Raw genomic sequence first — 12,794 nt, forward strand, 5'->3', positions numbered from 1 at the left:
TTATTCCCCCTGACGCTGGTAGTCGTTACGCTGCGCATTCGCGCGGCGTTGGTCCATAATATCGCCCTGATTTGAGGACGACGTGTTGCTTGCTCCGCTGGCGTTAGACTTTGTGGACGGCGGCAGGCGCAGCAGGTTGCTGGCGCTATTGTCGCTCTTTGCCGCCGGCGCATTCCCGCCTTTCAGCATCTGATCTAACGGCAGCACCATTAAATTACCGCTCTTGTCGTTAACCAGTACTTTACGGGTATGGCTCAGCACTTTTTCCATCGTTTCAATATACAGACGCTCGCGTGTAATCTGCGGCGCGGCTTTATATTCCGGCAAAATCTTCGCAAACCGGGCGACTTCACCCTGCGCTTCCAGGATAGTCTGGGTTTTATAGGCGCGTGCCTCTTCCAGAATACGCTGCGCCTGACCGTTGGCGCGCGGCTGAACTTCGTTGGTATACGCTTCCGCTTCACGAATGTACTGCTGCTCGTTTTCACGTGCGGCAATCGCGTCGTCAAAGGCGGCTTTCACCTCTTCCGGCGGACGCGCGGCCTGGAAGTTCACGTCCAGCAGGGTAATCCCCATGTTGTACGGTTTGATAGTCTCTTCCAGCTCGCGTTGGGTATCGCTACGAATAACGGTACGGCCTTCGGTCAGGATGCGATCCATCGTGTATTTACCAATGACGCCACGCAGCGCGCTGTCGGTGGCCTGACGCAGGCTATCGTCCGGGCTGGTCACGCTAAACAGATATTTCTGCGGATCGGTGACGCGGTATTGCACGTTCATTTCAACGCGCACGACGTTTTCATCAGACGTCAGCATCACGCCTGACGCCGCCAGTTCGCGCACCGCTTCGACGTTCACCGGCGTGACGTCGTCAATAAATGTCGGCTTCCAGTTCAGACCTGGCTCTACCAGATGGCTGAATTTACCAAAACGCGTCACAACGCCGCGCTCGGCTTCTTTAATGGTATAAAAACCGCTGGCCGCCCAGATAATGACTACTGCCGCCGCGGCGATGGCGACAATACGGCCTCCCAGTTGCGGACGCGGGCCTTGCGATGAGCTACCGCCGCCGGAACCGGTGCCTTTACCACCCCCAAAACCACCGAGTTTTTTACTCAGCTTACGGAAGATATCATCCAGATCGGGAGGTCCCTGATCGCGGCCACCTTTGTTTCCATTTCCCCCAGAGTTGCTGCCAGGTTTGCTGCTTCCCCACGGGTCGCGGTCCTGTCCGTTATTACCGGGCTGATTCCACGCCATGTTTGTGCTCCATATTTGTTATGCGGTGATCCCCGTTGTCTTTCGACCTCAGAGGATAAGGCGAAATTACTCCATGCTTCAGACGAACCGCCGTTACAGACATCATCTTTCAGGCTGCGTCCTGAGTGGCGGCTTTTTTACCCCAGGTCACTTAGTTGTGAGCTCCTGAAATTCTCTCAGCTACCGCTTCAATACGACCTGAATGACTTCGCGCCTAGATCACGTATTCGATCAACGCCGGTTCTTGTTTACAGAGGCGACGCCAGTCGACAATCGGCATTCGTACCTGCAGACTGACGCTACCGTCTTCCTCCATCCACTCTTTTTCTATTGCCTGAAGCTGATAAAACCGGCTTCTCAGACGCCCTTCCTGCGGCGGCAAACGCAGCGTATGCTGCGCCACCTCGCCGGAAAGACGCTCCGTCAAAGCCTGAAAAAGCTGTGGTATTCCCACGCCGCTTTGCGCTGAAAGCCAAACGCGGATGGGTTTATTCTCTTCATCTCTGTCGATACGCGGTTCAAAGTCGTCCAGCATATCGATTTTGTTCATCACCATTAAGGTGGGGATTTCGTGAGCGTCAATCTCTTCGAGAACGGTGTTTACCGCCTCGATGTTTTCCTGCACACGAACATCCGCCGCATCGACCACATGCAGCAGCAGCGTCGCCTGACGCGTCTCCTGCAGGGTAGCTTTAAAGGCAGCCACCAGATCGTGCGGTAAATGGCGGATAAAGCCTACCGTATCCGCCAGAACGGTTTCACCGACATCCGCTACATCAATACGACGTAACGTCGGGTCCAGCGTCGCAAATAGCTGATCTGCCGCATAGACCCGCGCTTCAGTGATCTGATTAAAAAGGGTGGATTTTCCGGCGTTGGTATAGCCCACCAGCGATACCGTCGGAACATCGGCCTTGATGCGCGACTGCCGCCCCTGCTCACGTTGCTTCTCAACTTTCTCCAGGCGCGACTGAATCTGCACAATGCGATTACGCAGTAAACGACGGTCGGTTTCGAGCTGGGTTTCACCCGGACCGCGCAAACCAATCCCGCCTTTCTGACGTTCAAGGTGGGTCCAGCCACGCACCAGACGCGTAGCCAGATGCCGTAGCTGCGCCAGCTCAACCTGCAACTTACCTTCGTGGGTTCGCGCACGTTGGGCAAAAATATCTAAGATAAGACCGGTGCGATCGATAACCCGGCACTCGCACAAACGCTCCAGGTTTCGCTCCTGGGCTGGACTCAATGCATGATCAAACAATACGACCGCTGCGCCAGTCGCTTTCACGGCTTCCGCAATTTCAACTGCCTTACCTTCACCTACAAAGTACTTCGGGTGCGGTGCTTTACGGCTACCGGTAATCACCTGCATTGCTTCGACACCGGCGGAAGAGACCAGAGATTCAAACTCCTGGAGGTCTTCCATATCTTTGTCTTGCGAAAAATAGATGTGTACCAGTACCGCCTGCTCACCGGCATCATAACGGTCAAACAAGCGTAAACCCTCTTAATAACCAGCGGGGGCGATTATCCGACGCCCCCGACATGGATAAACAGCGCGTGAACTTATTCAGTCTCTTCGCTGTCCTGTTGCGCAGTAGAACCCTGCGCGTTGCTACCGTGATGGTAGTTATTGCTGGCGCCGCCACCGGCATTGTTGCTGTGATGGGAAACCGGGCGAGACGGGACAACAGTAGAAATCGCGTGCTTATAAACCATCTGGCTGACCGTGTTTTTCAACAGGATCACGAACTGATCAAAGGACTCGATTTGACCTTGCAGCTTAATACCATTCACCAAATAAATAGAAACTGGAACACGTTCCCGACGCAATGCGTTCAGGAACGGATCTTGTAAAGATTGCCCCTTAGCCATTCTCTTTTCCTTATATGCTTATTTGTACTTTGAACCTTTCGATTCTGAAAAATTGCGCACGATACGTCTCAATTGTACACATTCAGTCTGCGATAGCACCAACAACCTGTAATACTTCTTTTCGCGCCCGATCGGGATTCTCACTGTCAAGCCAGCGCACCCCTTCCCAACCGCGCAACCAGGTCATCTGGCGCTTCGCCAACTGTCTCGTGGCGCAAACACCTCTATAAACCATTTCATCATATGAGATTTCGCCCTCAATGTATGACCACATCTGGCGGTATCCCACACAACGGATGGAAGGCAAGTCCGTATGCAAATCTCCTCGGGCAAAAAGCGCCCGGACTTCTGCTTCAAAACCTGAAGCCAACATCTGATGAAAACGCAGTTCAATGCGCTGATGGAGCAGTTCACGGCTCGCCGGGGCGATAGCGAACTGATGCACCTGGTACGGTAGCGCGTCTCCTGACGTTTGCGTTAGCTCCGTTAAAGTTTTACCCGAAATGAAAAAAACTTCCAGTGCCCGGGAAAGTCTTTGCGGATCATTTGGATGAATTCGCGCGGCGGCAACCGGATCTATCTCCTGAAGTTGCTGATGCAACGCCTCCCATCCAAGCTCCGCTGCTTGCTGCTCAATCCGGGATCTGACTTCCGGATCTGCTGAAGGCAGCGGCGATAACCCTTCCAGCAATGCCTTAAAATACAGCATGGTACCGCCCACTAACAGCGGGATACGCCCCGCAGCGGTGATCTCCGCCATTTGCGCTAACGCGTCGCGGCGAAAATCCGCCGCCGAATACGCCTGCGACGGGTCGCGTATATCTAACAGTCGATGCGGCGCCGCTTTCAGCTCATCGGCATTCGGCTTAGCCGTGCCAATATCCATTCCCCGATAAATGAGGGCGGAATCAACGCTTATCAACTCTACTGGCAAAACTTTACGCAGTTCTATCGCCAGCGCCGTTTTGCCGGAGGCCGTCGGCCCCATCAAAAATATCGCCTTAGGCAGGCTCGCCTTGCTTACATCATTCATGCTTCAGGGCGTTCATCGCCGAATGTAAATCAACAGGTTGTAACAGGCCACCCGGCGGCGCTTTTACCAGCTGCGGACATAGCCGCTCAACATCCGCCAGCAGCGATATGGCCTGCGCCATCGACCACTGCGGATGTTCGCTCTGCACATTACGCGCTATCCATTGTGCAATATTGACCGTTGCAAATGTGGTCTGTTGCGCCAGGTAGCCTATCAGTTCAGGAATCAAGATTTGTAAATTTTGTTGTCGTAAGGGTAAAGGCACCGCCCGAATGGTCACATGCTGCGCATCTGACTGAAATTCAATACCCAATTCTCCCAACAAAGATTGGGCTTTTTGCAGTGCGGCTTTTTCATCGGCGCTCACTTTTAAACGCAGCGGAATCAGCAACGGCTGCGCGCAAACCGGACTTTGACCCGGTGTAAGCTGCGCCTGACGCAGCCAACGCTCCGCAACCGGCAGTGACAAGAGCTGGATAGTCCCCGCGTGTTCCAGCAACGCGCAGTCACCGCCGACTATCGTCAGTACGCGACCAAAACTCTGGCTATGTCCGTCAAGCGCAGGCGCAACCGGCTCCGGCGCGGGGCTCGTCGTCGGCGTCTGTAAAAGCGTGCGATAAACCTCGCCCTGCTGCTTCTGATAACCTGGCTGCGCGTGCGGCCAACCACCTGCGGACTGACGCCCGCCGTTACCGCCCGATGCGCCGCCGGAATAACGCGGTGTCGCGGGCTCGCGCGCCGCAGTTGGCTCGGCGGGTACAGCAAAATGGTTGCGCCCGGCGGCGATACGGTTTTCCGGGACATGCCGCGGCGCTGGCGCAATCTCCTCCAGCGGCAGCGCCGTTTCCGTCTGCTGTTGCAGAACGCTCAGCACCCCTTGATAGATGAAGTCGTGCACCAGCCGGGATTGATGAAAACGCACTTCGTGCTTGGCGGGATGAACATTGACATCCACCTGATGCGGGTCAATCTCCAGATACAGCACAAACGCAGGCTGTTGGTCCGCGCCCAGTTTATCTTCACAGGCCTGGCGAATGGCATGGTTGATCAAGCGGTCGCGCATCATGCGGCCATTCACATAGCAGTACTGGATCTCCGTTAACGCCGTGGTGGTGTGATTCGGATCGGCGACCCAGCCGCGCAGGGTTAGATCGCCATGCTGCCACTCGATCGCCAGTGCCTGTTCGAGAAACGGCGTGCCGCAGATGGCGCCTAACCGGCGCTCTTTTTGCCCGTCCTTTGCGACAGCGCGATACTGCCGTACCAATTTGCCGTTGTGCGACAGGTTAAGCGTGACGTCAAAACGGGCCAATGCAATACGACGGATGATCTCATCGATATGATTAAATTCCGTTTTTTCGGTACGCATGAATTTGCGCCGGGCGGGCGTATTATAAAAGAGATCCAGAACTTCCAGGGTGGTGCCGACCGGGTGCGCAGCGGGTTTTACCGTCACGTCCATGTCGCGTCCTTCCGCATACGCCTGCCAGGCTTCCGCCTGCTCCGCCGTACGCGACGTTAGCGTCAAACGCGAGACCGAACTGATACTGGCCAGCGCTTCGCCGCGAAATCCCAGACTGATAATCGCTTCCAGATCGTCAAGCGAGGCGATTTTACTGGTGGCATGACGGGCCAGCGCCAGCGCCAGCTCCTCTTTTTTAATGCCGCAGCCATTGTCGCGAATACGAATAAGCTTCGCGCCGCCACGCTCGATGTCGATATCAACGCGGGTGGCGCCTGCATCCAGACTATTCTCTACCAGCTCTTTAACAACCGACGCAGGGCGTTCCACCACTTCGCCAGCGGCGATTTGGTTCGCAAGCTGCGGCGGCAGAACCTGAATCGGCATGAAATCTCCTTAATTCGCGGCGGTTATGGCGCCAGGCTGGTTGGTACTGGCCGTCTGGCCTGGGCCGCCCTGCGGCGCAGACTGGATCGGATGCGCTGCAAAGTACTTACGCAACCCCCGGTATATAGCGTCAGCAATCTGCTGCTGATAGCGGTCGCTCGCCAGCAATCGCTCTTCGCCGTGATTACTGATAAAGCCCGTCTCCACCAAAATGGACGGGATATCCGGCGAACGCAACACGCCCAGGCTAGCATGTTCCGGGCGACGTTTATGCAGCGACCCCACACCGTCGAGTTGGCTTAGCACGTTCGTCGCCACATCATACCCTACCCGCTGCGAATGACCGAATTGCAAATCCAGTACCGCCTGGCTCAGATAAGGGTCTGACTGACTGTTCGCCAGCACATCGCCAGCGCCGCCTAACAGTTCGGATTGCTTCTCATGCTGCTCAAGCCAGTTTGCCATTTCGCTGTTCGCGCGACGATTGGACAATACCCAGACGGAGGCGCCGGTGGCGTCTCGATTTGGCGCGGCATCCGCATGAATAGAGACAAGGAAGTTAGCGTTTTGCTTACGCGCCACGTCAGACCGCCCCATCACCGAAATAAAATAGTCGCCGTCACGCGTCAGCACGCCTTTAAACATCGGATCGTTATTCAGCAATGTGCGTAACTTACGCGCGATGGCGATGGTGACATTTTTCTCGCGCGTACCGCCCGGGCCTATCGCGCCGGGGTCCTGGCCTCCATGTCCGGCATCAATAGCAATCACCACTTTATCGCCAGCGCCTGCCGACGCGCGCGCCGCAGGCCGCGTAACGGTATTGCTGCTGGTTGCGCCGGTCAGGCGATCATCAGAAGATTTAAACGGATTACGGGCAGGCTCCGTCGGGCGGGGCGCGCTTTCAACCCGTTTCGCGACGACAGGCGGTGGCGGCGGCGGAACATCGGCATTAATGGTGAAAATGACCGTATAGTTGCCGCCGTTTTGCCGCTTCACCGCCTCGGTTTTACCATTTTCCGTCAGATCGACAAGCAACCGTAAAGATTGCGCATCTTTCGGCGTTCCGGCACGGATCGTTTTCACCAGATTGTTACCGCTAAACTGAAGCGGCAGCCCCTGAATCACGCCGGTCTGCCTGATATCCAGCGCCACGGTCCGTTTACCGTCCTGTGAGTAAGCATATTCCGGCTCGCCGATAAAACTCAGCGTAATGCGCGCCTGCTGCTCGCCGTTGGACACCTGAATATCAGAGAGACTGGCGGCGCCCGCCTGCGCGCACAGCAGGATTAAGGCTGCTATTACGGCATTTTTGATGCGATAAATCATCCCGCCACCTTTATAGCTAATCGGCTAAACGCGCCAGTAACGAATGACCCGATGAGGATACCGCGCTTACGCGAGCCTCACGCCCCTGCGCCTGGTAATCAATATGGATTTCGACGTCCGGGTCGGGGAGAACGCCTTTACCTTGTTGCGGCCACTCCACCAGACAAATGGCGTCGTTGGCGAAATAATCGCGAATGCCCATAAACTCCAGCTCCTCCGGGTCCGCAAGACGGTATAAGTCGAAGTGATATACCATCATGTTATCAAGCGCATAAGGCTCTACCAGCGTATAGGTGGGGCTTTTTACATTACCGTTATGGCCTAACGCCTGTAAAAATCCCCGGCTAAACGTCGTTTTACCGGCACCTAAATCGCCATACAGATAAATAACGGTCGCGCCATCGCAGGCGTTGGCTACCCGTTGCCCCAGGTCTAGCGTCGCCTGTTCGTCAGGTAGCGGAATTACTCGATTCATCATGGTTTACGTCAATCACATCAGGGTTAACAATACGCCGCAGCGTAGTAAAAAGATCGGTCGCCAACATGCCGCGAGCGCCATAACGCGCTGCCAGTAAGTCCGCCGCCGCGCCGTGAGCCACACATCCCACACATGCCGCATCATACGGGGTAAACTTCTGTCCGAGCAATGCGCCGATGATGCCGGACAGGACATCGCCCATCCCGCCGCTCGCCATCCCCGCATTACCAGCGTCAATGATAGCCAGAGGGTGGTGTTCAGCGGCAATAATCGTTCCTGCGCCTTTTAACACGACCACGCCTCCATACCGTTTTACCAGACGCTGTGCTGAAAGTAAGCGATCACTTTCAATTTCTGCCACAGAACATCCTAACAGGCGGGCCGCCTCTCCCGGATGCGGCGTAATCACGCGATTGTGACGTTTATCAGGATTGATTGCCAGTAGGTTCAACGCATCCGCATCCCACAGCATAGGTTTACGGACGTTTTCTACTTTCTGTAAGGCTTTTTTGCCCCATTCCTGCTGTCCAAGCCCCGGGCCGATCACCACAACGTCAGTCCAGGTCAGGCTCTCTTCCAGCGACTGAGGCGTGAGTTCATGTACCATCAGTTCCGGGCGGGCCGTCAGCAACGGCGCGATGTTTTCACCGCGAGTCAGAACTCTGACCAACCCAGCCCCCGTACGCAGCGCCGCCTCGCCAGCCATCCGAATTGCGCCCGCTGTTCCCTGGTCGCCGCCGATAATCGCCAGACGACCATGATCGCCCTTATGCGAGGTCGGTCGACGCGGCGTTAACCATTGCCCCAACTGCGTCGCGTCAAAACGCCGGAGCGGCGGCGTCTGGCTCGCCAGCCAGCCTTCCAGTCCCAACGCGTCATAATGCAATATGCCGGTAACGTCACGCGCTTTGCCGGTCAGCAGGCCTGGTTTCAGGGCGATAAACGTGACCGTATGCGCGGCGCTTATCACCGCGCCAGGCGTGGCGCCCGTTTGCGCCAGCAGGCCTGACGGGATATCGACGGCGACAACCGGCGCAGGATGGGCGTTCGCCTGTTCAATCAGACCGGCTACCGAGTCGCGCGGCGCCTGGGCTATGCCGGTGCCAAGCAGCGCGTCGATAATCAGATCCGTCGCTTCCGGCCAGATAATATCGGCAGCATGGATAATGCCGCCGGCATTCAGCCAGGCATCGCGCGCCTGCGCCGCTTCTTCAGGCAACGGTTTGTCGCTCTCCTGCGCCAGCAACGTTACGCTAATGCCCGCCGCTTGCGCTAGTCGCGCCACGACGTAACCATCGCCGCCGTTGTTGCCATGACCACACAACACCAGCCAGTGTCGGGTGTCAGGATAACTGTCACGGGCTACCCGAAATGCCGCGTCGCCAGCGCGCAGCATCAATTCATAGAGTGTGAGTCCGAAGGCATCCGCCGCATCGCGTTCCAGCCGTTTGATGTCATCGGCGGGCCAAATGGAGTGTGGTATACTTACAGGGTTTTTCTTCATGTTATGGTCCATCATGTCAAAGCCCCTCGATCTCAATCAGTTAGCGCAAAATATTAAGCAGTGGGGGCTGGAGCTGGGCTTTCAGCAGGTCGGTATTACTGATACCGATCTGCGCGCATCCGAACCTGCGCTGCAGGCGTGGCTGGACAAACAATACCACGGCGAGATGGCATGGATGGCGCGCCACGGTATGATGCGCGCCCGGCCTCATGAACTCTTACCCGGTACGCTACGTGTCATCAGCGTGCGCATGAACTATCTGCCCGCCAACGCCGCGTTTGCCAGTACGTTGAAGGATCCCACGCTGGGCTACGTTAGCCGATATGCGCTGGGGCGTGATTATCACAAGCTATTACGCAGCCGCCTTAAAAAACTGGGCGAGCAGATCCAGCAGTACTGCGGTTCGCTGAATTTTAGACCGTTTGTCGACTCTGCGCCTATTCTTGAACGCCCATTAGCGGAAAAAGCCGGACTTGGCTGGACGGGTAAGCACTCACTTATCCTTAATCGGGAGGCGGGCTCATTCTTTTTCCTGGGGGAATTGTTGATTGATTTACCGCTGCCGGTCGACCAGCCGGTCGAGGAAGGTTGCGGCAAATGCGTCGCCTGTATGACCATTTGCCCGACCGGGGCGATTGTCGAACCGTATACGGTGGACGCGCGGCGCTGTATTTCTTATCTCACCATTGAGCTGGAAGGCGCTATTCCGGAAGCATTTCGCCCACTGATAGGCAACCGTATTTACGGCTGCGATGACTGCCAGCTTATCTGTCCGTGGAATCGTTACTCTCAGTTGACCGACGAAGCAGATTTTAGCCCACGCAAGGCGCTGCATAACCCAGATTTGCTTGAGTTGTTTAGCTGGAGCGAAGCGCAGTTTCTGAAAGCCACTGAAGGTTCTGCGATTCGGCGCATTGGCCATTTACGCTGGCTGCGCAATGTTGCCGTCGCGCTGGGGAATGCGCCGTGGAGTAATGCCGTCATTACGGCGCTGGAAAGCCGCAAGGGTGAGCATCCACTTCTCGATGAGCATATCGAATGGGCGATTGCGCAACAAATTGAAAAGCGGAACGCCTGCATCATTGAAGTGCAGCTACCGAAAAAACAGCGTCTGGTCAGGGTGATTGAAAAAGGGCTGGTGCGCGATGCCTGAATTATTCACAGGCTGTGTATAAAAATAAAAACACATTGCGATTCAAGAGGGAAAAAAGGAATAGTCAATAACGCTAACGTTTTGAAATCTTATTTTTTCTATATTTTTCAGTAAATTATAGAAATTCTACGCGTCAGGTATAATTTTTTGCATTCCAGGAGTAATGGGCCGCCCTGTGGATAAGTCTGTTTACAAGGATCTGACGAAAGCGGAACAAAACGTGCCCCAACGCGATATTCGTTGTGGATAATTTTACTGTAGATAAGAATTGGAGCGGGAAACGAGACTCGAACTCGCGACCCCGACCTTGGCAAGGTCGTGCTCTACCAACTGAGCTATTCCCGCTTGGGTGCGTCTGTGCTTAACAAGCACTTTCAAATTTGGAGCGGGAAACGAGACTCGAACTCGCGACCCCGACCTTGGCAAGGTCGTGCTCTACCAACTGAGCTATTCCCGCATAATCTTCGTCTTTCGAACCGCTACTGCGTTGGCTGCCTTCACTCGCCTCAGTCACTTACTTCAGTAAGCTCCTGAGGACTCATTCAGTTGCCGCCTTGTCGCAATTCGAAATCCTGCGATTGGTGGTCTGTACTTAACAAGTACTTTCAAATTTTGGAGCGGGAAACGAGACTCGAACTCGCGACCCCGACCTTGGCAAGGTCGTGCTCTACCAACTGAGCTATTCCCGCAAATTTGTTGCTGTCGTAATTCGCATTTCTGCGTCGTTACGGGAGGCGCATTATACGAGAAATCCATTTAGCTGCAAGCCCCTGAACGCATTTTTTCGCGATTTTTGTTTGAATGCTGATTAAATCACCAAACAAGACAAAAAACGAGCAAAGCGTGCGCTATGCAACAAAAAACTTTTCACGCCACGCCTAAAGGCACAGAATCAGAATAGCACCCTGCGCCAAAAAAAGAATAGCACGGTGACCACAACATCCAATTGATATCAGGGATCAAGATGAAAAAAAAACTTATTGTCATGCTGTTAGCCAGCCTCTCCGTTCACGCTGCTTCCGTTTCCGCCAGAACATTACATTTTGGCACCTCCGCCACCTATGCGCCCTATGAGTTTGTCGATGCCGATAATAAAATTGTTGGTTTCGATATTGATGTCGCCAACGCGGTCTGCAAAGAGATGCAAGCGGAGTGCTCATTCACTAACCAGAGCTTTGATAGTCTGATCCCCGGCCTACGTTTCAAAAAGTTTGATGCGGTGATCGCCGGTATGGATATGACGCCCAAACGTGAACAGCAGGTCTCCTTTAGCCAACCCTATTACGAAGGTCTATCGGCGGTAGTCGTCACGCGTAAAGGGGCTTATCACACTTTTGCCGATCTGAAAGGCAAAAAAGTCGGACTGGAAAACGGTACAACGCATCAGCGCTATTTGCAGGATAAACAACAAGCTATCACGCCTGTCGCCTATGACAGCTATCTAAACGCTTTTACCGATCTGAAAAATAACCGTCTTGAGGGCGTGTTTGGCGATGTCGCCGCAATTGGTAAATGGCTAAAAAACAATCCGGATTACGCCATCATGGATGAACGCGCCAGCGATCCTGACTACTACGGAAAAGGGTTAGGCATTGCGGTACGCAAAGGCAACGACGCGCTATTGCAAGAAATTAATGCCGCGCTCGACAAGGTGAAAGCGTCGCCGGAATATGCGCAAATGCAGGAGAAATGGTTTACGCAGTAATTCAGTGGCGGGAGAGCTGCCGGATGAGACGCTCTGGCGTTGCCATCCGGCATGTTACGCCTCACAGCTTAATGAAATGCTCGCGGTAGTAAGCCAGCTCCGCCACCGACTCGCGAATATCATCCATCGCCTGGTGCGTGCCCTGCTTGGTAAAGCCGGCCAGAATCTCCGGCTTCCAGCGGCGCGCCAGTTCCTTGAGCGTACTGACATCCAGATAGCGATAGTGGAAGTAGGCCTCCAGTTCCGGCATATATTTAAACAGAAAACGACGATCCTGACCGATGCTGTTACCGCAAATCGGCGACTTACCCGCAGGCACCCACGTTTTCAGAAATTCAATCGTCGCCAGTTCAGCGTCTCGTTCGCCCATCGTACTTGCCTTAACGCGATCTACCAGGCCGCTGCCGGTATGGGTGCGCACGTTCCAGTCATCCATTAACGCCAGTTGCGCATCGGATTGATGTACCGCAATCGTCGGCCCTTCCGCCAGAATGTTCAGGCTGGCATCCGTCACCAGCGTGGCTATCTCAATAATGCGATCGCGTTCGGGGTCCAGACCTGTCATCTCCAGATCGATCCAAATCAGGTTGTTTTCATCGGCACTCATG

Annotated in this window: 11 protein-coding genes and 3 tRNA genes; 2 read left to right on the forward strand and 12 right to left on the reverse strand. The window is 54.8% G+C overall.

The window, feature by feature from the left end:
* From hflK to nnr, 8 genes are all read right to left on the reverse strand, one after another.
* The gene (hflK, locus tag ACLJQD_RS04695; RefSeq protein ID WP_000312505.1) at positions 1 to 1,260 is read right to left on the reverse strand and encodes an FtsH protease activity modulator HflK; all 1,260 of its coding nucleotides are present in this window, start codon (positions 1,258 to 1,260) and stop codon (positions 1 to 3) included.
* 214 nt (positions 1,261 to 1,474) lie between these two features.
* A complete protein-coding gene (gene hflX, locus ACLJQD_RS04700) occupies positions 1,475 to 2,755 on the reverse strand; it encodes a ribosome rescue GTPase HflX (protein ID WP_000460338.1) in 1,281 nt (426 codons plus the stop codon).
* Between the two features lie 71 nt (positions 2,756 to 2,826).
* Positions 2,827 to 3,135, reverse strand: coding sequence for an RNA chaperone Hfq (gene hfq, locus ACLJQD_RS04705; protein ID WP_001051875.1), 309 nt, complete (start codon positions 3,133 to 3,135; stop codon positions 2,827 to 2,829).
* A gap of 82 nt (positions 3,136 to 3,217) precedes the next feature.
* Positions 3,218 to 4,168, reverse strand: coding sequence for a tRNA (adenosine(37)-N6)-dimethylallyltransferase MiaA (gene miaA, locus ACLJQD_RS04710; protein WP_001000734.1), 951 nt, complete (start codon positions 4,166 to 4,168; stop codon positions 3,218 to 3,220).
* Positions 4,161 to 6,017, reverse strand: a complete 1,857-nt coding sequence (gene mutL / locus ACLJQD_RS04715) for a DNA mismatch repair endonuclease MutL (protein WP_017441210.1) — start codon at positions 6,015 to 6,017, stop codon at positions 4,161 to 4,163. Before mutL ends, miaA begins: the two co-directional genes overlap by 8 nt.
* Positions 6,018 to 6,026: 9 nt before the next feature.
* On the reverse strand, positions 6,027 to 7,346 hold the full coding sequence (amiB, locus tag ACLJQD_RS04720) for an N-acetylmuramoyl-L-alanine amidase AmiB (protein WP_017441211.1): 1,320 nt from the start codon (positions 7,344 to 7,346) through the stop codon (positions 6,027 to 6,029).
* A gap of 16 nt (positions 7,347 to 7,362) precedes the next feature.
* Positions 7,363 to 7,824 carry a tRNA (adenosine(37)-N6)-threonylcarbamoyltransferase complex ATPase subunit type 1 TsaE gene (gene tsaE / locus ACLJQD_RS04725; protein ID WP_000981984.1) on the reverse strand — a complete coding sequence of 154 codons (462 nt, stop codon included), beginning with the start codon at positions 7,822 to 7,824 and terminating at the stop codon, positions 7,363 to 7,365.
* Positions 7,796 to 9,343, reverse strand: coding sequence for a bifunctional ADP-dependent NAD(P)H-hydrate dehydratase/NAD(P)H-hydrate epimerase (gene nnr, locus ACLJQD_RS04730; RefSeq protein WP_017441212.1), 1,548 nt, complete (start codon positions 9,341 to 9,343; stop codon positions 7,796 to 7,798). The genes tsaE and nnr overlap by 29 nt, the downstream gene beginning before the upstream one ends.
* Between nnr and queG the strand changes: the two genes are divergently transcribed.
* Positions 9,342 to 10,481: a tRNA epoxyqueuosine(34) reductase QueG gene (queG, locus tag ACLJQD_RS04735; protein WP_017441213.1), complete on the forward strand. Its 1,140-nt coding sequence runs from the start codon at positions 9,342 to 9,344 to the stop codon at positions 10,479 to 10,481. The two genes, nnr and queG, sit on opposite strands and share 2 nt — an antisense overlap.
* Positions 10,482 to 10,750: 269 nt before the next feature.
* Here queG and ACLJQD_RS04740 read toward each other — a convergent pair.
* The 3 genes from ACLJQD_RS04740 to ACLJQD_RS04750 form a co-directional block, all read right to left on the reverse strand.
* Positions 10,751 to 10,826: transfer RNA gene (locus ACLJQD_RS04740), tRNA-Gly, on the reverse strand.
* 36 nt (positions 10,827 to 10,862) lie between these two features.
* A tRNA-Gly gene (locus tag ACLJQD_RS04745) sits at positions 10,863 to 10,938 on the reverse strand.
* 156 nt (positions 10,939 to 11,094) lie between these two features.
* Positions 11,095 to 11,170 (reverse strand) — tRNA-Gly (locus tag ACLJQD_RS04750).
* Between the two features lie 275 nt (positions 11,171 to 11,445).
* On the opposite strand from ACLJQD_RS04750, the gene ACLJQD_RS04755 reads away from it, so the two are divergent.
* A complete protein-coding gene (locus ACLJQD_RS04755) occupies positions 11,446 to 12,186 on the forward strand; it encodes an arginine ABC transporter substrate-binding protein (RefSeq protein ID WP_000727892.1) in 741 nt (246 codons plus the stop codon).
* A 61-nt stretch (positions 12,187 to 12,247) separates the two neighbouring features.
* On the opposite strand, the gene orn is transcribed toward ACLJQD_RS04755, so the two are convergent.
* Positions 12,248 to 12,793 (reverse strand): oligoribonuclease, encoded by a 546-nt coding sequence (gene orn / locus ACLJQD_RS04760; protein ID WP_001271546.1) that lies wholly within the window; start codon positions 12,791 to 12,793, stop codon positions 12,248 to 12,250.
* Between the last annotated feature and the right edge of the window lies 1 nt (position 12,794).

The organism is Salmonella sp. SAL04214, assembly GCF_046550615.1.
In the GTDB taxonomy this organism is placed as follows: domain Bacteria; phylum Pseudomonadota; class Gammaproteobacteria; order Enterobacterales; family Enterobacteriaceae; genus Salmonella; species Salmonella enterica.